18 protein-coding genes and 1 tRNA gene are annotated in these 21,488 nt (G+C 62.3%); 9 read left to right on the top strand and 10 right to left on the bottom strand.

The features are described 5' to 3' along the window. Positions 1 to 79: 79 nt before the first annotated feature. Complete coding sequence (locus C0V97_RS04935) at positions 80 to 1,786, top strand: tetratricopeptide repeat protein (protein ID WP_158625342.1); 1,707 nt, start codon at positions 80 to 82, stop codon at positions 1,784 to 1,786. Here the strand turns inward: C0V97_RS04935 and C0V97_RS04930 are convergent. The 3 genes from C0V97_RS04930 to murJ form a co-directional block, all read right to left on the bottom strand. Further along, positions 1,763 to 4,573 carry a [protein-PII] uridylyltransferase gene (locus C0V97_RS04930; protein WP_127101263.1) on the bottom strand — a complete coding sequence of 937 codons (2,811 nt, stop codon included), beginning with the start codon at positions 4,571 to 4,573 and terminating at the stop codon, positions 1,763 to 1,765. The two genes, C0V97_RS04935 and C0V97_RS04930, sit on opposite strands and share 24 nt — an antisense overlap. Before the next feature lie 49 nt (positions 4,574 to 4,622). Further along, positions 4,623 to 7,268: a DNA mismatch repair protein MutS gene (gene mutS, locus C0V97_RS04925; RefSeq protein ID WP_233581976.1), complete on the bottom strand. Its 2,646-nt coding sequence runs from the start codon at positions 7,266 to 7,268 to the stop codon at positions 4,623 to 4,625. Between the two features lie 209 nt (positions 7,269 to 7,477). Continuing rightward, on the bottom strand, positions 7,478 to 9,031 hold the full coding sequence (gene murJ, locus C0V97_RS04920) for a murein biosynthesis integral membrane protein MurJ (protein WP_127101260.1): 1,554 nt from the start codon (positions 9,029 to 9,031) through the stop codon (positions 7,478 to 7,480). 237 nt (positions 9,032 to 9,268) lie between these two features. Here murJ and C0V97_RS04915 point away from each other — a divergent pair, with 237 nt between their 5' ends. Beyond that, on the top strand, positions 9,269 to 9,904 hold the full coding sequence (locus C0V97_RS04915; RefSeq protein WP_127101258.1) for a LysE family translocator: 636 nt from the start codon (positions 9,269 to 9,271) through the stop codon (positions 9,902 to 9,904). 113 nt (positions 9,905 to 10,017) lie between these two features. Here C0V97_RS04915 and C0V97_RS04910 read toward each other — a convergent pair whose 3' ends face one another. After that, entirely contained in the window at positions 10,018 to 10,506 is a 489-nt protein-coding gene (locus tag C0V97_RS04910; protein WP_127101256.1) for a glutathione peroxidase, read from the bottom strand. Between the two features lie 178 nt (positions 10,507 to 10,684). On the opposite strand from C0V97_RS04910, the gene C0V97_RS04905 reads away from it, so the two are divergent. The 3 genes from C0V97_RS04905 to C0V97_RS04895 all read left to right on the top strand — a co-directional run bounded on the left by C0V97_RS04905 (position 10,685) and on the right by C0V97_RS04895 (position 13,393). Next, positions 10,685 to 11,926 carry a NupC/NupG family nucleoside CNT transporter gene (locus tag C0V97_RS04905; RefSeq protein ID WP_127101254.1) on the top strand — a complete coding sequence of 414 codons (1,242 nt, stop codon included), beginning with the start codon at positions 10,685 to 10,687 and terminating at the stop codon, positions 11,924 to 11,926. An 84-nt stretch (positions 11,927 to 12,010) separates the two neighbouring features. Beyond that, positions 12,011 to 12,928, top strand: coding sequence for an MIP/aquaporin family protein (locus C0V97_RS04900; RefSeq protein ID WP_127101252.1), 918 nt, complete (start codon positions 12,011 to 12,013; stop codon positions 12,926 to 12,928). 171 nt (positions 12,929 to 13,099) lie between these two features. Continuing rightward, positions 13,100 to 13,393, top strand: a complete 294-nt coding sequence (locus tag C0V97_RS04895; RefSeq protein ID WP_199751640.1) for a superinfection immunity protein — start codon at positions 13,100 to 13,102, stop codon at positions 13,391 to 13,393. 149 nt (positions 13,394 to 13,542) lie between these two features. Here the strand turns inward: C0V97_RS04895 and C0V97_RS04890 are convergent, their stop codons facing one another. The 5 genes from C0V97_RS04890 to hemC are packed head-to-tail and all read right to left on the bottom strand — an operon-like array spanning position 13,543 to position 17,959. Continuing rightward, complete coding sequence (locus C0V97_RS04890; RefSeq protein WP_127101250.1) at positions 13,543 to 14,253, bottom strand: TylF/MycF/NovP-related O-methyltransferase; 711 nt, start codon at positions 14,251 to 14,253, stop codon at positions 13,543 to 13,545. Between the two features lie 41 nt (positions 14,254 to 14,294). Then, positions 14,295 to 15,260 carry an NAD(P)H-dependent glycerol-3-phosphate dehydrogenase gene (locus C0V97_RS04885; RefSeq protein ID WP_127101248.1) on the bottom strand — a complete coding sequence of 322 codons (966 nt, stop codon included), beginning with the start codon at positions 15,258 to 15,260 and terminating at the stop codon, positions 14,295 to 14,297. Next, positions 15,257 to 16,090, bottom strand: a complete 834-nt coding sequence (locus C0V97_RS04880) for a 23S rRNA (adenine(2030)-N(6))-methyltransferase RlmJ (protein WP_127101246.1) — start codon at positions 16,088 to 16,090, stop codon at positions 15,257 to 15,259. The genes C0V97_RS04885 and C0V97_RS04880 overlap by 4 nt, the downstream gene beginning before the upstream one ends. Beyond that, positions 16,087 to 16,848: a uroporphyrinogen-III synthase gene (locus C0V97_RS04875; protein WP_127101244.1), complete on the bottom strand. Its 762-nt coding sequence runs from the start codon at positions 16,846 to 16,848 to the stop codon at positions 16,087 to 16,089. Before C0V97_RS04875 ends, C0V97_RS04880 begins: the two co-directional genes overlap by 4 nt. Then, positions 16,841 to 17,959, bottom strand: a complete 1,119-nt coding sequence (gene hemC, locus C0V97_RS04870) for a hydroxymethylbilane synthase (protein WP_233581975.1) — start codon at positions 17,957 to 17,959, stop codon at positions 16,841 to 16,843. The genes C0V97_RS04875 and hemC overlap by 8 nt, the downstream gene beginning before the upstream one ends. A gap of 79 nt (positions 17,960 to 18,038) precedes the next feature. Here hemC and tsaD point away from each other — a divergent pair, with 79 nt between their 5' ends. The 3 genes from tsaD (at position 18,039) to C0V97_RS04855 (ending at position 19,674) form a co-directional block, all read left to right on the top strand. Continuing rightward, the gene (gene tsaD / locus C0V97_RS04865) at positions 18,039 to 19,127 is read left to right on the top strand and encodes a tRNA (adenosine(37)-N6)-threonylcarbamoyltransferase complex transferase subunit TsaD (protein ID WP_127101242.1); all 1,089 of its coding nucleotides are present in this window, start codon (positions 18,039 to 18,041) and stop codon (positions 19,125 to 19,127) included. A 127-nt stretch (positions 19,128 to 19,254) separates the two neighbouring features. Beyond that, positions 19,255 to 19,449, top strand: coding sequence for a hypothetical protein (locus tag C0V97_RS04860; protein WP_127101240.1), 195 nt, complete (start codon positions 19,255 to 19,257; stop codon positions 19,447 to 19,449). 135 nt (positions 19,450 to 19,584) lie between these two features. Continuing rightward, a tRNA-Ser gene (locus C0V97_RS04855) sits at positions 19,585 to 19,674 on the top strand. Between the two features lie 356 nt (positions 19,675 to 20,030). On the opposite strand, the gene secB is transcribed toward C0V97_RS04855, so the two are convergent. Then, positions 20,031 to 20,549, bottom strand: a complete 519-nt coding sequence (gene secB, locus C0V97_RS04850) for a protein-export chaperone SecB (RefSeq protein WP_127101238.1) — start codon at positions 20,547 to 20,549, stop codon at positions 20,031 to 20,033. A gap of 225 nt (positions 20,550 to 20,774) precedes the next feature. On the opposite strand from secB, the gene C0V97_RS04845 reads away from it, so the two are divergent. Then, the gene (locus C0V97_RS04845) at positions 20,775 to 21,464 is read left to right on the top strand and encodes a Tim44/TimA family putative adaptor protein (RefSeq protein WP_127101516.1); all 690 of its coding nucleotides are present in this window, start codon (positions 20,775 to 20,777) and stop codon (positions 21,462 to 21,464) included. Positions 21,465 to 21,488: the final 24 nt, after the last annotated feature.

The raw sequence follows: 21,488 nt of genomic DNA, 5'->3' as shown, positions 1-21,488 counted from the left end.
ATCAAAGGGCAGCGCTGTGCGCCTTTGTCATGATCCCGCATTCTTGTAACCCGCGACGGCAGGGCTCATGATTAAACGCATGAATGCCTATCGCTCGCGCCTCGATACTGCCCTCGCCAGTCTTGCCGGGGGAGATTCCATCAAGGCTGAGGCGTTGTTTCGCGCCATCCTTGCCGAAGCACCCGATTGCGCAGAGGCTTGGCATGGGCTCGCCTGCGTGGCCCGCCATACGGGTCAGCCCCGCCTCGCCATTGCTTCGGTAGCTCATGCACTGACCCTGACCCAGGATAACGTCGAGCGCGCCCGGTTCCACCTCACCCTTGCTGCGTCGCTGGATGAAGCGGGGCATTTGCGCGAGGCCGTGTCCGCCTGTCGCGTGGCGACCCTTATGGAACCGAGGGATTTCAGAGCACACGCGCTGATGTCCGAGCTTCTGTATCGCAGTGAACAGAACGAGGCGGCGGCTTCTGCCTTTTCGATGGCCCTGTCACTGGCTGCTGATCCCGTACCTCTCCTGACGCGTCACGGCGCTTTTTTGATGGAGCAGCGCCGTTTCGCCGCCGCCATGGCGTGTTTCAGGCGTCTCGTTGCGTTATGTCCGCAGGAGGCGGCAGCCCATGCCAATCTGGGGGCGGCCTGCTTCGAAAACGGAGCGATGGAGGAGGCGCTTGCTGCCCTGCGTAAAGCCGTAGCCCTCGCGCCGCCCAGCGCCCAGACCTTAAACAATCTCGGGCTGGTTTATCAGGCTCTGGGTTACAGTATACCGGCCGAAGAGGCATTTGATGCCGCACTGGCCCTTTTCCCCGATGATTGTGTTCTGGCGTGCAACCGCGCAACGTTGCTGGCCGAGACCGATCGGGAAAAAGAGGCTGAGACCTTCTTTCGTGACATGATCGCGGATGGAGGCGCCTGGTCCGCGCAGGCGCGCTTCAATCTCGGGATGATTCAGCTCGGGAGGGGGGAATTCGCACAGGGGTGGTCGAATTTCGAGTCACGCCAGAGCCTGATCGAGAGCACGGTCCTGCCGCCCTGGGACGGGGAGCGAACCGAAGGGCGCGTCCTTATCGAAGGGGAGCAGGGGCTCGGAGATTGCCTGCAGTTCCTGCGCTTCGTGCCTGATGCGGCGCTGCGCGCCCCACTCCTGCTGAGATTGCCAGAGGTGCTTGACCCGCTGCTCGCCTTCATGCCGGAATTGCAGCCTTTGCTGCGCTCGGGACGTGTCGTGCTCTCGGGTGAGGCCACCAAGCGCTGCTCCCTGCTCAGCCTGCCGGCACGGCTCGGTGTCACGACGGTCGATGCCAGCCCCTATCTCGATTTCGGCCTTTCCCCTGAGAAAGGGCGGATCGGAATTTTCAACGCGGGGAACCCGACCTATCGCTTCGATGCGAGACGGTCCCTGCCTCGTGCGTACTTTGCGCCTATCCTGGCGGTGCAAGGCGTGACCTTCGTCAATCTGCAACAGGAGCAAGATGCCGCGCTACTGGAGCCCGGGGTGGAGCAGGGCATCGGGCACACCCTGGTTGACACCGCACGCGCGCTTGCGCGGTGCGAAATGGTGATTGGGGTTGATACCATGATGGCCCATCTTACGGGTGCAATGGGCCGACCGCTATGGCTGCTCGACCGTGAGGGCGGAGACTGGCGCTGGAAGGGGCCGGACTGGTACACGGGGCTGCGCATCTTCCGGCCCGAGGGCGGCCTGCCCCCCGATGAGGCCTGGCCTCCCGTCATCGAGAGAGTGGCGCAGGCCCTGCGGGAGAGATCAGGCGGCTACGACGGGGTCTGAGGCAGCGCTTGTCGCGTCGTTGCTCAGCGTATCGAGCAGAGCCTTGCGTATATCGGCCATGCGGGTTTCGGAGGTGATTTTCGTCCCGGCTCCGTCGCGCACATAGAAGACGTCTACCGCACGCATTCCATAGGTCGTGATATGCGCCGAGGAGATCTGAAGCGACTGCTCGCTGATCGTGCGGGTGATGTCATAAAGCAGGCCGGGCCGGTCACGACCATTGATCTCGATGATCGTGTGGCGCTCCGAGGCACGGTTATCGATCACCACGCGCGGAGGCACATGGATCGCGCGCATGCGCCGCGCAGAGCGTTGATCGGCCATACGCTCGAGCTCGGAGCCAATCGCGAGGCGGCTCGACAGGGCCTGTTCGATCAACGCGTTCAACCGGGCGAGTTGCAGGGGTGTCTCGAAGGCGCGGCCATTCTGGTCCTGCACCCAGAATGTATCGAGCGCCATGCCATCACTGAGCGTGTGGATGCGTGCATCGACGATGGATGCTCCGGCCACAGCGAGCCCGCCAGCAATCTGCGAGAAGAGGCCGGCATGGTCAGCGCTGAAGATGGTGATCTCGGTTACGTCCCGTTGGGGAATGGGCGTGGCTTCGATAGTCAGCGGCGCGGAGTGAATTTCGGAATCCAGGACGAGACGGGCATGGCGGATATGGGTGTCCGCATCAAAGCCCAGCCAGTAGCCCGCATAGCCAAGTGTCAGGAAGTGATCGACCTGCTCGGGCGCGAGTTTCTGCTGCATCAGCCCGTCGCGCACCAGTTCCTTGGCGTGGCTGACGCGCTCGTCACGTTCAGTCGCTGCCAGACCCCCCTCAAGCACTTCCGCCACACGCATATAGAGTTCGCGCAGAAGGGTGGCTTTCCAGGCATTCCAGACATTCGGGCTCACGGCCCGCATATCGGCAATGGTCAGAAGCAGAAGCAGGCGCAGGCGCTCTGGCGACTGGATGATATCCGCCAGATCCAGGATGGTCCTGGGGTCATCGATATCACGCCGAAAGGCGGTCTGGCTGAGGAGCAGATGATGCAGGATGAGCCAGGAAACGGTTTCTGTTTCCTCAGCGTCCAGACCGAGCTGCGGGCACACCTGCTGGGCGACCTCCGCTCCGAGGACGGAGTGATCGCCACCGCGTCCTTTGGCGATATCGTGCAGCAGCGTCGCCACATACATAGCGCGACGTGATTGCATGTCACGGGCCAGGTCGTAAACCAGCGGAATCTCGTCCGCCATGGCACCCGCCTCGATCCAGCCGAGCATTCGGACGGCCTCGATATTATGCTCGTCCACTGTGTAGATATGATAGGTGTCGAACTGCATCTGCCCTACGATACGAGACCAGTCCGGCAGCAAGGCGCCGAGAAATCCCGTATCATTCAGGATCGTGAGCCAGTCCGCACCGCTCGGGCGGGCGTGTTCGCGATTCATTTCCGTCGGCTGCATCAGCAGCGAGAGAAAAACCCGCATCGTATAGGGGTCATCGCGCAGCGAGGCGATGCGGCGCTCGTTGCGGATCAGTTGCTGAATGGCCGTTGGATGCAGGGCCAGCCTGTCATGGCGCGCGGCATCGAGCATGGTGACCATCAATTGCGGCGTGGCGTCGAAGGAGGTCGTGTCGGCCGGGGCAAGCTGGTCATTGATCAGGCGGAAATGTCGGGCCTGATCGGGTGAGAGGAAGGCGCTGATGAAAGGCGCTTCGCGTAACGGACCTTGAAGGCGCTGCATGATGCTCGGCTCAAGGATCCGGCTCAGGCGCATGACCTCACGGGTTGTGAGGAAATAATGGCGCATGAAGCGCTCGACGCCCTGTTGTCGTCCGTGCCCCGCATAACCCATGCGTCCACCGATGACTGGCTGGACATCAAAGGCCAGACGTTCATCGGCGCGACCGGCGATGTAGTGCAGGTGGAGCCGAATGGTCCAGAGAAAGTTCCAGGCACGTCGTGCGCGATTGGCCTCCTGGTCGGTGAGAAGACCAAGCGTGGTGAAGGCCGGTTCGCCCGGGGCAAGACGTGTCGTCGGCTCGATCCCGTCCCGGTCATGCAGCACATGCGTCATCCAGTTCAGGGTCTGCAGATCACGCAGTCCGCCGCGGCCCTCCTTGATGTTGGGCTCCACCATGTAGGGATTATCGCCAAAGCGTTTATGGCGTTTCTCGCGTTCGTCGATCTTCTCGTGGACGAAAGAGAGCGCCGTCTCTCCCGTCTTGCCCAGGCGCGTCAGAAACACGCCAAAAAGGGCTTCCGTCCCCACAATACGCCGGGCATCCAGCAGGGTCGTGCGTATGGTGAGATCCTCGGCTGCGGCTTCGAGGCATCCGTCAATGGAGCGGGTGGCGTGGCCCACGCGCACGCCCAGATCCCACAGAAAATAGAGCATGTACTCGACCTGCGCGGTCGTCTCGGGCGCCGCAGTCGTGTTCGTCAGGAACAGAAGGTCGATATCGCTATAGGGCGCCAGTAATCCCGCGCCATACCCCCCGGTCGCGCAGAGGCTGAGGCCATCGCTGGAGGCGCCCGTCGCTGCGCGCGCCAATTCGTACAGGCTGGATATGGCGCCATCCATCAGCTGCGCCAGAGTTGTGGCGGCGGCGATGCCCTTGAGCTGACGCCCTTCGAACAGGCGACGTATCTCGCCATGATGCCGGCCGATATGACGGCGGAAAATGCTGACGGCGTCCTCGCGCGAGACGGAGCCATCCGGCTGCCGCACACGGTCAAGCGCGGCGGCGAGGGCGGCTCGCATGTCGGTTTCTTTGAGGGAGATCGGTTCGCGCATTAAGATCCGTCGGTTTGGGGGCGTTGCAAAAGACCTGAAGTTTCTATCTTCAGGTCAAATCGTTCTTTGTTTCAAGCGCAAGTTTACGCAGGGCATAGAGCGTCTCGAGCGCAGCCTTGGGAGAGAGCGCGTCAGGATCGATCGCTTCGAGCGCATCGCGCAGCCTGTCGACGGGAGCAGGCGCGGGTTCGGAAGCGTCAAAAAGGGGTAATTGCGGACCGCCCCGGCTCTGATCCCGCTCGAGTGCGGCGAGCAATCGTGTCGCGCGCTGCACCACAGGCATGGGAACGCCGGCAAGTTGAGCGACATGCACGCCCCAGCTCTTGCGCGCAGCACCCCGGCGCACCTCGTGCTGGAAAATAACGTCGCCCTTCCATTCCTTTACCGCCATCGTGAACGGTGTCAGGCGTGGCATCGAGTCCGAAAGCCCGCAAAGCTCATGGAAATGTGTTGCGAAGATCGTGCGTGAACCGAGTTGGGAGTGAAGGGCTTCCAGCGTGGCCCAGGCGATGGCGAGTCCATCGAGCGTCGAGGTGCCACGACCGATCTCATCCACGACGACCAGGGAACGCGGCCCTGCCTGACGGAGGATCGCGGCGGTTTCGGTCATCTCCACCATGAAGGTAGAACGCCCACGCGCCAGATCATCCGCGGCGCCCACGCGGGAGAACAGGCGATCGACGATCCCGATGCGCGCCTTCGCTGCCGGGACGGGCAGACCAGCCTGAGCCAGAATGACGGCGAGGGCTGTCTGCCTGAGGAATGTCGATTTACCTGCCATGTTCGGCCCGGTCAGCAGCATCACGCGCTGTTCGGGCGGCAAGTGGCAATCATTGGGAATGAAACGTGTGGCCTTGCCCAGAGCGGCCTCGACGACAGGGTGGCGACACGCCTTGAGCTCGAAAGCCTGATCCTGCGTCATCTCGGGGCTGCACCAGGTGCCCCCCTGAGCCAGTCGGGCGGCGCTGGCGAGCACATCGGCCAGAGCGAAGAGCTCGGCCAGTTCCGGCAAGGCAGGATGACTGATCGTTTCGGCCACCAGTCGCGCAAAGATCTGCCGCTCGGTCGCGCTCGCGCGGTCTGCGGCCTCCAGAATGGCGCGGTCAAGCTCGAGGAGTTCGTCTGTCGTGAACCGCACCAGATTGGCGGTGCCCTGACGAAAGGAAAGTTCGGGTCGCTCGCGGAGCTTCGCAGCATGAAGCGCCGAGGTCTCGATGATATAGCCAAGTTGCGCGTGGTGGCGGATCTTGAGCGTGGCCACATTGAACTGCTCTGCATAGCGCTGTTGCAGTGCGGCGAGGGTGCGCTTGCTATCATCGCGCAACCCGCGATACCGATCAAGATCGGCGTCATAGCCGGTGGCGATGGCGCCTCCATCTTCGATACGTGCCGGAAGGGTCTCGGCAAGGGCTTTCTCTAGGGTTTCCAGCAGGGAGTCAGCCCGTCCGTAAAGACCGGCAAAGAGCTGCCTGACTATCGGTGGCGTCGTCGCGTTGCAGAGCGGCTCAAGCACGCTGCATAGCGCATCCGCTGCCCGGAGTGTGTCGCGTGTCGCGGCAAGGTCGCGCGGCAGGCCACGCCCCGTCGACAGGCGTCCGAGAGCCCGTGCGAGATCAGGCGCACGCCGAAGGATCGGAGTGAGGGTGTCGATCAGTCCGGATTGTGCAATCAGCCATTGCCAGCCCTGCTGTCTAGACTGGATCAGGCCGAGATCGGTGGACGGAGCCGCAATCCATTGTGCGAGCGCTCTCTGTCCTGCCGCGCTGGCGCAGCGATCAACGGCCGCGAAAAGCGTGTGGGTGGTCGTGCCATCCCGCGCCGAAACGAGGTCCAGGCTGGCCCGCGTGGCGGGATCGAGCCCGAGTGTCTCGCTCTCACCCCGTCGCAGGGGGCGGGCGATACGCGGCATGGCGCCTGCCTGGCTGCGCCGCACGTAGTCGAGCGCAAGCGCCGCAGCACGGATTTCTCCATCGGTGAAATCGCCGAGGATCGCGATCTGGGCGACGCCGAATTCCTGCGCCATGCGTGAGCGGGCGGGCTCCAGGGCAGGCAGCACCACATTGGGTGCGACCCGGACCGAGAACGGGTCCGGTACATGGGCAGGGTCCGCCAGGATCTCGGAGGGGTCGAGACGCGCCAGCAATTCCTCAATCTGGTCATGAGACAGGGCCGCCGTTTCAAACGAGCCAGTGGAGATATCAATCCATGCCGCGCCGCATTCGCTGGCCGCGCGGGTTTTGCGGGCCGGTGTGACGAGCGCGAGAAGCAGGTTTTGCCGACCGGCTTCGAGCAATTCTTCCTCGGTCAGGGTGCCTGCCGTGACGAGCCTTACGATCGCACGGGATAGCGGCCCCTTCTGGGCGGGCTCCCCTGGCTTGCGTGCCTGCTCGGTCTGCTCTGCCACAGCCACCCGGAAACCACGGCGAATCAGCCGCGCGAGATAGGCTGGGGCCGCCGCGACCGGCACACCGCACATCGGAATAGGCTCTTCATTGTGCTTTCCACGTGTCGTGAGGCTGATATCGAGCGCCATCGCGGCTGTTTCAGCATCGGCGAAAAAGAGCTCGTAGAAATCTCCCATGCGGAAAAAAAGCAGCGCATCGGGTTCCTGGGCCTTGAGCGCAAACCACTGGGCCATGGCGGGGGTAGCGCCCTCGGATGAGGGGATTGTCCCCGTGATCGACGGGCTGGTCATGAGGAAATTACTCGACGCATGAGCCGAGCTTTACCGGTCAAAACCTGTCCTGTGAACAGTAAGTTAAGCGTCCCTGGGCAATGGGTCCCGGGGGATGATAATTTCGCAACGCTTGTCGGTGGGGTCAGAAAACCTTGCCCCTCAATCGGCTCCACCGGTTCATGAGGGACTTCATATCCAGGCGGGGTGGTGTCTTCTATCGGGCACGCTCAGGCCGTGCGTCCGCGCCGCGTTAGTCTCCTCAGCAGGCGATCGGGCTTGGCGATACCGCAGGCCCAGAGCAGCGCCAGGTAAATGATTCCGGCTATCCCTATCAGCAGGCCCAGCATCATCGCGCGCATCAGTCCGTGCCACATGACCAGGCCAGGTGCGATCACGCGCGCAAGGATGAGCGTCAGCACCGCCATGACCACCGAAGCCATGAGGATACGCAGCATGCGTCTGATCAGCGCCGCATCGGGGCGAAAAACGGCGCGTCGATGCAGGATGACCGCGAGGAAACCCAGATTGACGATGGCTGCGATCGTACTTGCCAGAGGCGGGCCGACATGAGCGAGCGGCTTGTACAACAGCAGGTTGAGCGCCAAATTCAGGGCGAGGGTCAGAAAGCCGATACGTACCGGCGTTCGGGTATCACCATGGGCGAAGAAGCCGGGTGAAAGCACCTTGATCAGAATGAAGGCAGGCAGGCCGAGCGCATAGGCTCGCAGCGACTGGGCCGAGGAAAGCGCGTCCTCGGTGGTGAAGCGTCCATAGCCGAACAATGTCGCCATGATTTCCGGCGCCAGGGCCAGAAGCCCCAGACAGGCAGGGAAGGTCAGGATCGCCGCATAGTCGATCGCGCGGTTCAGGGTCTGCTGGCCGCCCGACACGTCTTTCTCGGCAGCATGACGGGTGAGTACGGGGAGCAGGGTCGTCCCGGCTGCCGCGCCCAGAACGCCAAGCGGCAACTGATTGACCCGGTCCGCAAAATAGAGCCAGGAGATCGATCCCGCCGGCAGCAGGGTCGAGATGAGCGTATCCACCGTGAGATTGAGCTGTGTCGCTCCGGACCCCATCAGGCCAGGCCACAGGCGGCGCAGCATGGCGCGCATCTCGACCGTCAGTCTCGGGCGAGGAAAAGAGAGTCTGACGCCAGCCCGTCGTACTGACCAGAGCAACAGGCCAAGCTGGACGAAACCGGAAAAGGTGATGCCGTACGCGGTCCAGCTCGCCGTGTCCTCGAAGACGAGCGCGCCAAGCAGAATGGCGATGATCCCGACGATATTAAACGAGACATAGGCCCCCGCCGCCATGGAGAAGCGATGAAGCCCGTTCAGAACTCCGGCCACGAGGGCCGCCGTGCAGATCAGGATCAGATAGGGAAAGGTGATGCGCGTCAGCCGGACCGCCATCTCGAAACGCCCGCCCGCATGATTGAATCCGGGCGCGATGATCTCGATGATCCACGGCATGAATACCTCGCCCAATATCGTGAGGGCGAGCAGCCATGCGCTCAGGCAGCTCAGGGCCTGCGATGCAAAACGCGTGGCATCTTCCTTGCCGTGGGTGGTGAGACGTTCGGTGAAGAGCGGGACGAAAGCCGCGTTGAAGGCGCCTTCGCCAAACAGACGGCGAAACATGTTCGGAAGACGGAAGGCGATCTGATACGCGTCCTGCACCGGCCCGGCCCCGAGGAAGGCGGCAAGAAGCTGGTCACGCACGAGGCCAAGAACTCGGGACAGCATGGTCCAACCACCAACGGTGATCAGGTTACGGAGCATTCCTGGCTTCCAGTCGCGTATCGAACAAAACAGGGTGCCTCTTTAGACGCAACCCTGACGGAGCGCCATGGGGCGGTCAGACAATGGCGGGGCAGTGATGGCAACACTGAGGCAATCCCTCTATCTGCGCAGGGAGCAGGGCAGCCATGTCTTGGTGTATCGCTGCTTGCCGGGTCAGACTGGCGCTTTTAAGGAGAGCCCAGCCCCCTGAAATGATCGCGAGGAGCCTGCGCATCCATGAGCCCCATATTGCTGTCTCTGACGAGCTTCGTTCTCGCTGCGGGTGTGTTTACTCTCGTTCCCGGTCTCGACACGGCTTTCGTGCTCAGAACCGCGACCGTGTCAGGTATGCGCGCGGGGTTCTGTGCGGCACTCGGGATAACGATCGGGCTTTTCATCTGGGGCGGCGGCGCGGCATTCGGTCTGACAGCCCTCCTGGCGGCATCCGCGCTGGGGTTCACCATCGTGAAATGGGCGGGGGCCTGCTATCTCTTCGTAATGGGGATGAAGCTGCTGTTTCAAAGCCGCACGGCGCGTCTAGAGAATGGCGCCGTTCGCCCCGCGAGAATGAGTGGCTGGCACAGTTTCCGGCAGGGGCTTCTGACCAATCTCCTGAATCCCAAGGTCGGTATCTTTTTCATCACCTTCTTGCCCCAGTTTATTCCCCATGATGTCAATGTTGTGCGGTTTTCGCTCCTGCTGGCACTCATACAGGTGCTCCTGACCCTGAGCTGGTTTTCCCTCCTCATTCTCATGACGGCGCCGCTCGGGGCCTTTCTGTCACGCCCTCGGGTCGTTCGCTCTCTGGATCGGGCGACGGGCGGAGTGTTCATGGCTTTCGGGCTCAAGCTCGCCCTGGAGCGTCAGGGGTAAAAAAGCCTGTCACGACGTCCAGCCCGAGCTGTTTCAGCGCTGTTCGGGCAACCAGATGGCATGACCAGGCGTGTAGCGAAGCTGGAGAAATTCTGGCGTCATTCGCCAGATGATCAGCGATCCATCACCGCGCGCATGACGCTGGATTTGAGGCGTCCGGAATCCGGCGCAGCAAGCGGGGTAAACCACTTGAGCAGCTTGCCCTCACGCGACACGACATATTTGTAGAAGTTCCAGCGCGGCAGGGAGAGGAAGCCTCCCTGTTCGGCCAGCCAGCGGAAGAGCGGGGTCGCCTCCTTTCCCTTGACCGTAGATTTGGCCGCCATGGGAAAACTCACGCCGTAATTGCGTGAACAGGTGGTCTGGATTTCGATGGCGGTGCCGGGCTCCTGCTGACCGAAATCGTTGCTTGGCACGCCGAGCACGACAAGCCCGCTCTTGCCATAATGGCTCCACAGATGCTGCAGCCCCTCATATTGCGGGGTAAAGCCGCATTGTGATGCGGTGTTGGCAATCAGCACGACCTTGCCCTCGAAATCGGCCATGGAGATGGGAGAGCCGCAGAGGGCGGGGATCTGGAGATCGTAGAAACTGGAGGTCATCAGGGAGTCCGTCGCATTCTGCAGGTGAGGCTTGCCTATTATGTGGCTTCGGGCTGGACAGAGCGCAAGCATGCCGACACAGTTGCCCCTTCCTTGCGCGAACGTATTGTTCTATCGAACCGCCTCCATTGTCCCCGGAGCTGTTCGGGCGCCTGGTGCAAGAGGAGTTGGCGCATAGATGTCGCTGCGCGGTTTGATCGGTATTGCGGTGCTCCTTGCCCTCGGGGTCCTGTTGTCGAGCAATCGCAGGGCGATCGATTACAGACAGGTTGCCGTGGCACTCGCGTTGCAATGTGCCATCGGGGCTCTGGCGCTTTTCGTACCCTGGGGGCGGCGCGTGTTTGGCGCCCTGGCCGATGGGGTGGGGGCGGTTCTGTCTTACGGTCAGGTAGGTACGCATTTCCTGTTTGGCGGTCTTGCCAGCCCGAAGATGGAGTCCGTTTTCGGACAGGACAGTTTTGTCTTCGCCTTTCAGGTTTTGCCCGCGATAGTCTATGTCTCGGCGCTGATCGCTCTGCTCTATCATTGGGGGATCATGCAGGCTCTGGCCCGGGTGATCGGGCAAGGGCTGCGGCGTCTGCTCAGAACCACACCGATCGAATCCTTCTCCGCCGTGATGACCGTCTTTCTGGGCCAGAGCGAGATGCCGGTGGTGCTGCGCCCCTATGTCGGCACGCTGCGCCGCGCGGAGCTTTTCACGATCATGAGTTCCGGAACAGCCTCGGTGTCGGGTTCGGTGCTCGCAGGGTACGCAGGCCTTGGCGTGCCCATGCACTATCTGCTCGCGGCTTCGTTCATGGCGATCCCGGGCGGGCTGTTATTCGCCAAGCTGCTCTGGCCGACCCCCGAAGACGCTCAGGCTGGTCACGCGCCCATGCCCAGAGCCGTTCTCGAGACGACCGGAATTTTCGACGCCTTGGCCGAGGGTGCGATGAGTGGCGCGCGTGTAGCCTTCGCCGTAGGCGCGGTGCTTGTCGCGTTCGTCGGAATTACGGCGCTGATCGATGGCGTTCTGCACGGCCTTGGGGGATGGCTCTCGATGCCTGGGCTCAGCCTTTCCTCCATTCTGGGTGTGGTCATGGCGCCACTGGCCTGGCTCATCGGCATCCCTTGGTCCAACGCCTTGTTGATCGGGGGATTTCTGGGTGAAAAAATCGCCTTCAACGAATTCGTGGCCTATGTTGGCCTGTCCCCCCTGATTCACGATCACACAGTGTCAGGCCATGACCTCGCTATCGTGTCCGTTGCGCTCTGCGGTTTCTCGAATTTTTCGAGCGTTGGCATTCTGATCGGGGGGTTCGGTAGCGTGGCACCCGAACGCCGTGCCGAGATCGCCGTGATTGCGTCGCGCTGCGTCATTGCGGGGACCCTCTCGAATTTGATGAGTGCGGCCATCACGGGGCTTTTTATTGCGGCCTGAGCTTGCGGAAGTCAGTTACTGCACCACGCCCTTTGAGCTTGAAGTGCTCGCGGGGCGGGACAGAACTGGAGAAAGACGCAGCCCATGGCGGGAAATGCCACCGTAGGATCGGATCTGAGAGCCCTCTATCCCCATCCTCATGATCGGCCCTTACTCGGCAAGCCCGCTCCCGGGCGGGAATTGCATCCCCGACTCTATGTCTGCGAATTTTGGGCCACGGCGCTGCTCATGGCTTTTGGAGTGAGTTCGAACGTCGCGTTGGGTGCGCCCCTTAGCCCCGTTCATCGCGCGCTTGCCGACTGGCCGAATCTGCTGAGCGCGCTTGAAGGCCTCGTATTCGGTCTGAGTTCGACTCTCGCGGCCCTTTCTCCCTTCGGGCGCGTCAGCGGCGCGCATCTCAGTCCGTCCATTAGTCTTGCCTTTTGTCTGGGCAAGCGCCTGACCGTGACAGACACCGTCTTTTACATGCTCTCGCAGATTTCCGGAGCCGTTCTCGGCACCGGGCTGGTCGCCGCGAGCGCTCTCATATGGCCCTTATGGGGGCGATGGTGCGCGGCGGACCATTTCGCGGCGACAGCGCCATCGCCTTTCGTTCCCCCCTGGTGGGCGATGATCGGGGAGATCAACACGACTGCCATTCTCGTGGCTGTTGTGCTGCTTTGCGGTGCGCGTCCCGCGCTCCGCCCTTTTGCCGCCTGGGCATCAGGGCCGGTGTTTTTTGTGCTCAATCCGTTCGAGGCCTGGCTTTCGGGAGATAGCACGAATCTGGCGCGCAGCGTGGGACCTGCGCTCTTTTCCGGTATCTGGCAGGATTTCTGGGTCTATCTCATCGGTCCCTTTGCGGGCGCCGCGATCATGCTGCTGCTGATACGTGCCGAGGCTTTTGGCAGGGTGCATCTCCATGAGGCACGTCTGTCCTATTTCGGGCATGACGGGCGTGCGCCCTACTTCTGGTCCCGCCTTCTGCGGCGGCCTCGACGCGAGCGCAAGACTCGTGACTGAGCCCGAGTGCGGAGGCCGCGTCTTTTCGGAATGCACGGTCTCTCACGCCTGATGAGGCGATGAAGGCTGTGGCAACCCGGAGGCTTTCCTGTCGGGCGGACACGAAGCTCTTGCGGGCGGGAAAGAGAACCGGCTACTCATTTCGTAACCAATACGAAAAGGAGGGCCATCATGTTGCAGCCATTCTGGGTCCGTATGTGGCATCCCCAGTCCCCGATCGCTTTCGCACTCTGGGGAATGTTTGGTGTTCTCTGGGTATTTCTGCCCACATTGGTCGCGACTCTGCGTCGACATCCTCACATGAGAACGATCGCGCTGATCAATCTGGTCTTTTGCTGGGAGGTGGTGCTTTGGACCCCGCTCATGGCATGGGCCTGTTTTGATCGGCAAGGCGAGGTCATTCTTGCGCGGTTCAAGGGTTTTCGCGAACGGATAGGACGCAGAAATCGCGATAATACGCGATAGATCGCGCGGAGCACGCGTTGCCGCGTATGGTCCTCGTGACCCCGCATGCACGGTCGGTCGGCGCGGTGTTTCCCGCGCCGTTCCGCTCCTAGCAAACCAATCAGGGTAAACCGGCGCGGAAATCCCGCGCTGATGAAGGCCGGGGCAGCCTAGCGCGGCTGGGCGCTGCGAATGATCATGGCCTGGGTCGTGGGGAGTTCGATCACGTGCTCGGGTTTGTCGGCGAGAAACTCGGCGAAGGCCTGGGATACGCCGTCGATGATCGAATAGTCATGAGTAAGGATGATCCCGCCAGGGATCATGCGCGGGTAGAAATATTCCAGCCCGGCCAGTGTCGCCTCATAGAGATCGACATCAAGATGCACGAAGCTGTAGCGCTCTTCGCCAAGGTCCCGGGCGGAATCCGGAAAGAATCCGGGATGGAATGCGACGTTCTCATAGCCCGCCAGCTTGCGCTGCACACTCTCAAGCGTGCCGCAGAACTCACCTCTCGCAAATACCTTGCCCTCTTTTCCCTTGGGTGCAGGCAACCCTTCGAACGTGTCGAAAAGGTGAAGCATGCGGTGACCCTTGACCATGCAGAGCAGCTCCGCCGAGGCCCCGCGATACACCCCGAACTCGGCTAGATCGCCCTCATAGACAGATTGCGCATGGGCGAGTTCGTGCAGGACGAAGGCCTCGTCACTGCTGAGCAGGGAATCAGTGCCCTTGCGCGCCTTGTCCAGGCGTCGCAACGTGACCGGGTGTTTGTGCCCCCCGAGCAGCTTCATCTGCATCGCGCTGTGCAGGCCAAAGGTCAAAAACCGTACGAAACGGTTCCGGCTGACAAAGCGGCGCATGGCTTCGTTGCGCATCCACATTTCTTATTATCCTTTTCCGCTTTCTGTGCCGCATGGGAGTGTCATTCGACGGTGATCGGGCGTTCGAGCAACAGGCGTCGTGCCTGAGCCAGATCGATCCGGTCATCGAGAAACGCGGCCACTGTCTCGACGATAGGCATGGCGATACCGAGCTTCTGCGCTGTCGCAGCCAGGGAGGGCGCAGTAGAGACGCCCTCAGCCACTGTGCTGCGCGTGCGCAGGATATCGGCAAGCCGCATGCCCTGACCCAGTTCGAGCCCAAGGCTGTAATTGCGCGAGCCAGCGCCGGTGCAGGTCAGGATCAGGTCTCCCAGTCCGCTGAGTCCGGCAATCGTGGAGGCGCGGCCCCCAAGCGCCTCGGCCAGGCGACCGATCTCGACGATCGCCCGTGTAATCAGGGCTGCGCGGGCATTTTCGCCAAGCCCGGCGCCAATCGCGATACCGGCGCCGATGGCGACCACGTTCTTTGCGGCACCGGCAATCTGGACGCCAATCGGATCGTCACTCGCATAGAGGCGGAAAGCCGGGGAGGAGAGGGTGGCCACGTAATGGCGGGAGGCCCCAAGCGAAGCGGCAGCGATCGTAGCCGCCGCAGGCGCACCGCGCGCGACCTCGATCGCGAAATTCGGCCCTGAGAGAACAGCATGCGGGCGTCCGGGCTGGGTCTGGGCGAGGATGTCGAGAGGGAGTGCGCCTGTTCCCAGTTCGAGGCCCTTGCAGCACGCGATGAGGGGAGACGTACCCGGGAGGCGGGGGGAGATATCACGTAGGGTCTGCATAGGCACGACCAGCAGCGTCAGATCAGCCTCATGAAAAAAGTCGGAGGTGACGCTGACCGCATCGGGCAGGGTGATGGCTGGCAGGCGTGGCAGATTGCGACAGGATTCAGGGACAGGAGAGCGAGACCACAGGGTTACACGCGCACCGGCTCTTGCGCTTGTGCACGCGAGGGCGATCCCCCAGGCGCCTGCGCCGATGACGGCAATATGAGGAGGGCTTCTGGTCATTCTTCGGCGATCCGTGTGATTTCCACGCTGCCCGCGCCATCGGGGGCGAGAACTGGCAGAATTGCCTCGAGAAGAGCGCGCGCCTGCTCGTCGAAGCGATAAGGCGGAGCGGCCACGAGCAGGCCGCAGCCATTGAGGCGGGTCGGATCTGTAGGCGTCCGCAGCAGCAGGCTGCAATCGAGCAGATCCTTCACCCCGGCATCGCGCAGGGTGTCGTGAAAACGCCGCACTGGGGTGCGATGCTTGATCGGATACCATGCTGCAACGATGCCCATGGGAAACAACCGCCGCGAGCGAACAATGGCTTCGGCCAGACGATCGAACTCATCGCCTTGCTCAAAAGGTGGATCTATCAGCACCAGGCCACGCTTGAGGTCGCGTGGAGGCAGAAACGCCTTCAGCGCGGTATACCCATCGCGCTCATGGACGGCGACCTGAGGGTTGAAGCGGAAATTTCGTCGCAGGGTCCGTGCGTCCTCGGGGTGCAACTCGCAGCAGATGAGACGGTCCTGCGGCCTCAGAACCGAGGCAATCAGGCTTGGCGAACCCGGATAGAGCTTTGGTACGCCGAGCCCGGTCATACAGCGCAGGTAATCGACCAATTCCTCAGGGCCATCGGGGAGGCTTTCGAACCGACCGATCCCCTCGCGCCATTCGCCCGTCTTTTCGGCCTCGGTGGCACTCAGATCATAGATCCCGCATCCTGAATGGGTATCGAGCACGCAAAACCCGGCGGGCTTGCGCAGCAGATGGCGCAAGATGACCAGGAGCAACCCGTGCTTCATCATGTCAGCAAAATTGCCGGCATGATAGGCGTGACGATAGTTCAAGGCGTGTCTGGCCTCCAATCCTGAGTATGTCCGTGAAGGGGAAGCGGGCCGAGCAGCCGCAAAAGGCTATTCTGGTCCGGTTGGGATGCAATGGCAATTTCGCCGAACGGTGCCTGATGCAGCACCGATGCGATGCGGCTGGACAAGGCGAGCGCCCTGACCGAGCGCAGGAAGGCCCGGTCTGACCCCAGAGCGTCCAGAAACGCGGCGGCTGTGACAGCGGAATAAAAGAGGATGGCGGCAACGCGTTCCTCGTGAAGCAGCGCTCGGGCATGCGCCGTTAGAGCGGCCTCAGGCTCTGTGCGATAAACGACGCGTCTCTGCACGCGCCACCCTCCGGCGCGGAGTTGCGTGGCCAGATCCGCTCCGAGGTTTCGTCCGGTTGCCAGAAGCAGGGACCGCTCATGGGAGGGCTGCGCCTTGTCCGCACGGCCGAGATGAGGGATCAGGGACTCTGCCGTACCTGAGGCATGATCGACCTGCACGAAACCCAGAGTCCGGGCGCGCTCTGCCGTTTTTGCGCCGACCGCCGTAAGGGGGATATCGAGTGGAACCGAGGCGCGCAGGGCGTCGAGGCTCTGGGCGCTGGTGATCACGACGCGGTCAAACGTCCCGGTCGCACGGAGCGGGAGCGGGATGATACGCAGCATCGGAGCGACGCAGGGCGTCCAGCCCAGGCGCTCGAGCGCATGACAGGTATCGCTCAGCCCCGGCTCGGGCCGTGTGACGAGGACGCTGCGTTTTGCGGCGTCAGCCATGATCCTCGAAGATATCGGCAGGAGAGTCCGCGCGCAGCGAAAGACCGAGTTCGCGGCCAAGACGCAGCGCCTCTGTCGGCTCGCCGCAAATCTCGCGCCTGAGGTGGAAGGAGCCGTCTTCTCGCGCGACGAGCCCGGTCAGAACCAGCTCGCGATCGCTGAAATGGCCGCGCCCGGATGGCTGGGCCTTGGCGCGCAGCCTGGCATAACCGCCGATCGGGGTGCGGCACGAGCCATCGAGGACCTCAAGCAGAGCGCGTTCGGCAGTCGCGACAGCGCGGGCTTCCGGATCTTCGATGGCCGAGAGCAGATCGAGCAACTCACGATCCTCCTCGCGCACCGTCACTCCCACAATGCCCTGACCGGCCGCTGGTGTCATGAGTTCGGGATCGAGAATGAGATCGGCACGATCTTCCATGCCCAGACGGCGCAACCCGGCAAGCGCCAGCAAAGTCGCATCGCAGGCACCGCCCGCCAGCTTGTCGAGCCGTGTCTGCACGTTGCCGCGCAGCAGTCCGAAGCGCAGATCGGGGCGACGATGCAGCAACTGGGCCTGACGCCGCACAGAGGCGCAGCCGATGGTCGCGCCGAAGGGCAAAGCGTCCAGCGGCGAATGCCCGGCGGCGACGAGAGCTTTCGCCTTTTCACGCAGCGCGGGGCTGAGGATGAGCACATCGCGCGCATCCTCGCGCTTGAGCGTACAGGCCAGGGTGAGTCCCGGCGGCAGCACCGTCTCCAGATCCTTCAGGCTATGAACCGCAAAATCGATCTGCCGGGCCAGGAGGGATTCGTGAATTTCCTTGGCAAACAGACCTTTGCCACCGATTTCGGCCAGGCGGCGCGACTGGACCTGATCCCCTGTCGTATTGATGGGGTGTTCCTGAAACGCGCCCATATCGCGCAGGACCGGGCAGAACCGGGTGAGGCGCGTCAGAAAGGCACGCGTCTGCACCAAGGCCAGCGGTGAGCCACGTGTGCCGACGCGCAACGGCAGAGAGTGCCGGGAGGAGGGCGGATGAGGTGACGCCTGACGACGCATGGCTTCGGCGGCGACCTGCTGCAATTGCAGGCTTTGTAACATGGGTGCGTCGGGCATCGTCGTCTGTTTCATGGCCGCTCTAGCTACTCCTTCGTGCTGGCTGTGAAAAGAGACGGCTCGCCTCTGGCGTTGCATCGCGTTATCAGAGGCGATGGCTAATTTTCCCCTCTCGGCCCCCATCCTGGCCATTGAATCAAGCTGTGACGAGACGGCCTGCGCCATTCTGACCCCCGAGGGCGAGGTCCTGGCAGAGACCGTTCATACCCAGGCGGACCACGCCGCTCTCGGTGGGGTGGTCCCCGAAATCGCAGCGAGAGCCCATTTGGGCCTGCTTCCGACCATTTTGACTGAAACGCTTGCGAAAGCAGCGCTTTCGCTGGGTGATATCGGTGCCTTTGCGGCCTGCACCGGCCCCGGCCTGATCGGTGGACTGATCGTCGGGAGCAATTACGCAAAGGGTCTGGCCGTGGCGCTGGATCGGCCCTTCATCGCGGTCAATCATATCGAGGCCCATGCACTAACCGCGCGGCTGCCGGGTATCGGCACTGGCGAAATTAAATTTCCGTATCTTTTGCTTCTCGTCTCGGGCGGTCATTGCCAGTGCGTGGCGGTGCACGGCGTCGGCGCCTACCAGAAGCTGGGGGGCACCATTGACGATGCGGCGGGCGAGGCCTTTGACAAGGTGGCGAAGTTGCTCGGTCTGGGATGGCCCGGTGGTCCAGCGCTGGAGAAGCTGGCGCGCGAAGGTCGCGGCGATGCCGTGGCACTCCCCCGTCCGCTCATGGGGCGGGCAGGATGCGATTTCTCATTCTCGGGTCTCAAGACAGCGGTTGCGCGACAAATTGCGCCTTACGGCATGGATGCTCTGCCCAGGGCTGTGGCTGCCGATATCGCAGCGAGCTTCCAGCGCTCGGTCTGCGATGTCATCGCGGATCGGGTCCGTCATGCCATGGCGATGCTGCCTCAGGCGCAGTCTCTGGTCGTGGCAGGGGGGGTGGCAGCCAACCAGATGATCCGTGCCTCGCTCGAACAGATCGCTCATGAGGCTGATGTGCCTTTCGTTGCGCCTCCGCTGCGCCTGTGCACCGATAATGCAGTCATGGTGGGTTGGGCCGCTCTCGAGACGCTCAAGGCGTATCATGAGGCTGGCGTGGAACTGGCGGATGGTATCCCCGTGGCACCAAGACCGCGTTGGCCGTTGGAAGAGGTGGCAGCGCCCACCGATCTGGTCACTTCCTGATTGTCGATCGGTTGCGCCATGCAGCGCGCAGACTTGCTCTGTACATCCCGTCCGCACAAGCAGAACTGACTCGGCATCCCGGGATGCACCCTGCTAAAACAGGAGGCATCAAGGCAGGGGAGTCGAAATGACCAAGGAAGACGACGCGTGGTTTCATGTGGATGAAGAGGCAAGCGCGATCGAACGTTCCGCGGGGATCCCGGAACCTCGTCATTCTGTGCGTGGGTTCATCTTGTCTATTTTCCTGCCCGTCATTCTGATGGGAATATTTCTGCTGGTCTTCTTCTGGGTCATCATTTTCCGTTTTCGCCTTCTCGGATAAAACGACATCCGCAGCTTGGTGCGGCTGAGAGACAGGCTGGCTTCCCGTTGCTTTATCCGTCCCCCCTTGCGTCATGATCCGAAACCGGGCAAAGAGGCGGCGCCTGTCGCGAGATGCATCGATTTTCGCGCTGCAGGAGAGGTGGCCGAGTGGTTGAAGGCAGCGGTCTTGAAAACCGCCGTGCGTGCAAGCGTACCGTGGGTTCGAATCCCACCCTCTCCGCCATATCCCCAATGAAATGAGCTTGTGTCCGTGAAATGCGCATTGATGCGTCGTGCCGCAATGATGTGCCTGTGTCGGCGTTCGGCTCACAAATCAGATGAACGTGTCACGGGACAGGGTCCCAGCCCGGAAAACACCAGGCTCGCGAGTGTTGGCTGCAGGTATCGACACGGGCTTTTCCGCCAGGGGGATCTAGGATTCGGGTGGCACGACCCCGAGCTCTGATGCGTCGATCGGCGCGTAGGCTTTTTTGGGAAAGCCGCTTTCGGAGGACCGTTGCGCGGGAGAATTCCTGGCGCGGACCTGATCGTCAGGGATCGGCGGTGTGCCGGGAGGACAGGCCTCCCGGACGATCCGGATCAGGCGTTGCCTGCGGTTTCCGGGAATTGCTGGGCGCGCTTGGCCTGCCACAGCGCCACGAAATCGATGGGCTGCAGAACGATCGGCGGGAAGCCGCCATCGCGCGTTACATCGCTGATGATGCTGCGAACATACGGGAAGATGAGGCGCGGCACTTCAACCAGCAGGATCGGCTCGACCAGCTCGGCAGGTGCGTCGGTCAGGGTCACGATGGCGGCGTAGGTCAGTTCGGCAATGAACACCGTGCGGCCCGCAGCACCACCCTCGGTTTCGGGGGCTTCCGTGGCTTCGGCGCGAATGGCAAGGGCCACTTCGAATACGGGCTGTGCCTCTTCCAGGCGATTGGCCTGAACATCGATATTGACGGCAATCTGCGGTGCAGAGCGCAGCGTTGCGAAGATCGCGGCACCAGCCGGAACTTCGAAGGAAAGATCCTTCGTGTATTGCAGATTGACCGACAGGGGCAGGGCTGGCGGGTTGCCCTGGTCGTTGGCCGGGTTCTGGGCAGTATCGGACATGAAGCCTCGCATTCAGAGTCGTGAAGACACAGCCAGGCGTGACTGTATCCTGTGTTCTTTCGCGGTAGCATGATCACCGGCACTCGCCAACAGCTAGGCGGGCAGGCGCGATTGTGACCGTGTTTCGGGCGTGGGTGGCGGGTAAGGGTGTTGTGCCACGCTCCTTCCCGCACTACCAAGGGACCGTGCCTGTCCGGAAAAGAATAGCAAGAAGCTGAAATCGTGATGTCTGTCCTTTCGAACATACCGTACGACATCGTTATCTTTGCGCTGCTGACCCTTGTGCTGGTCTGGCGGTTGCGCGCCGTGCTTGGGCGCCGTGTCGATGTTGGCGGCCAGTCCGCGGGGCCTCTTCCCGTCTCGCTACGGCAGGACAGGCGCGAGGATTCTGCTACTCCCCCGCCTGTGGAAGAACCGGGGGCGAGGCTCGATATCCCGCAGCCGGGAACCCGTGTTGGGCAGATCCTGACGGAAATCGCGGGCGCGCAACCGGGCTTCAAGCCTGACAGTTTTCTCCAGAACGCCCAGAAGGCCTTTCGGGACGTGGTGACAGCCTTCGCCATGGGTGATCGGGCCAAGTTGCAGGTCTATCTTACCCCGGGAGCCTATGCCGGGTTCGAAGCCGCGATCACGGAGCGTGAGGAAGCCAAGCAGCAGCAGCGCACGGAGATTGTCGGTATCAACAGCCTTGCGATTGTCGATGCGTTTTTCACCCGCTTCGAAGGACGTGAAAAGGCGCGTATCGACGTGCAGATCGTCTCGCGCCAGATCAGCATTCTGAATGATGCTGGCGGGCAGCCTCTTGTCGGCACGGAATCCGTCACCGAATTTTCCGATCTCTGGCAGTTCGAGAGCGAGGGCGGTCGCGATCTTCCCCCCTCGAGCTGGCATCTGGCCGCCGCGCGCGCGGCCTGAATTTCGAGCGTCGGATCGGTTCAC

Source organism: Asaia sp. W19, from assembly GCF_003994335.1.
Lineage (GTDB): Bacteria > Pseudomonadota > Alphaproteobacteria > Acetobacterales > Acetobacteraceae > Asaia.
The sequence above is the reverse complement of the archived record's forward strand: the minus strand, read 5'-3'. Positions and strand labels throughout refer to the sequence as shown.

Excerpts from the sequence above, each read along its gene's own strand:
- secB (WP_127101238.1), bottom strand. The coding sequence starts at position 20,549 with ATGTCCGATACTGCCCAGAACCCGGCCAACGACCAGGGCAACCCGCCA.
- C0V97_RS04930 (WP_127101263.1), bottom strand. The coding sequence starts at position 4,573 with ATGCGCGAACCGATCTCCCTCAAAGAAACCGACATGCGAGCCGCCCTC.
- mutS (WP_233581976.1), bottom strand. The coding sequence starts at position 7,268 with ATGACCAGCCCGTCGATCACGGGGACAATCCCCTCATCCGAGGGCGCT.
- C0V97_RS04875 (WP_127101244.1), bottom strand. The coding sequence starts at position 16,848 with ATGGCTGACGCCGCAAAACGCAGCGTCCTCGTCACACGGCCCGAGCCG.
- murJ (WP_127101260.1), bottom strand. The coding sequence starts at position 9,031 with ATGCTCCGTAACCTGATCACCGTTGGTGGTTGGACCATGCTGTCCCGA.
- C0V97_RS04935 (WP_158625342.1), top strand. The coding sequence starts at position 80 with ATGAATGCCTATCGCTCGCGCCTCGATACTGCCCTCGCCAGTCTTGCC.
- C0V97_RS04900 (WP_127101252.1), top strand. The coding sequence starts at position 12,011 with ATGGCGGGAAATGCCACCGTAGGATCGGATCTGAGAGCCCTCTATCCC.
- C0V97_RS04890 (WP_127101250.1), bottom strand. The coding sequence starts at position 14,253 with ATGTGGATGCGCAACGAAGCCATGCGCCGCTTTGTCAGCCGGAACCGT.
- C0V97_RS04895 (WP_199751640.1), top strand. The coding sequence starts at position 13,100 with ATGTTGCAGCCATTCTGGGTCCGTATGTGGCATCCCCAGTCCCCGATC.
- C0V97_RS04910 (WP_127101256.1), bottom strand. The coding sequence starts at position 10,506 with ATGACCTCCAGTTTCTACGATCTCCAGATCCCCGCCCTCTGCGGCTCT.
- hemC (WP_233581975.1), bottom strand. The coding sequence starts at position 17,959 with ATGAAACAGACGACGATGCCCGACGCACCCATGTTACAAAGCCTGCAA.
- C0V97_RS04915 (WP_127101258.1), top strand. The coding sequence starts at position 9,269 with ATGAGCCCCATATTGCTGTCTCTGACGAGCTTCGTTCTCGCTGCGGGT.
- C0V97_RS04860 (WP_127101240.1), top strand. The coding sequence starts at position 19,255 with ATGACCAAGGAAGACGACGCGTGGTTTCATGTGGATGAAGAGGCAAGC.
- tsaD (WP_127101242.1), top strand. The coding sequence starts at position 18,039 with ATGGCTAATTTTCCCCTCTCGGCCCCCATCCTGGCCATTGAATCAAGC.
- C0V97_RS04905 (WP_127101254.1), top strand. The coding sequence starts at position 10,685 with ATGTCGCTGCGCGGTTTGATCGGTATTGCGGTGCTCCTTGCCCTCGGG.
- C0V97_RS04885 (WP_127101248.1), bottom strand. The coding sequence starts at position 15,260 with ATGACCAGAAGCCCTCCTCATATTGCCGTCATCGGCGCAGGCGCCTGG.
- C0V97_RS04845 (WP_127101516.1), top strand. The coding sequence starts at position 20,775 with ATGTCTGTCCTTTCGAACATACCGTACGACATCGTTATCTTTGCGCTG.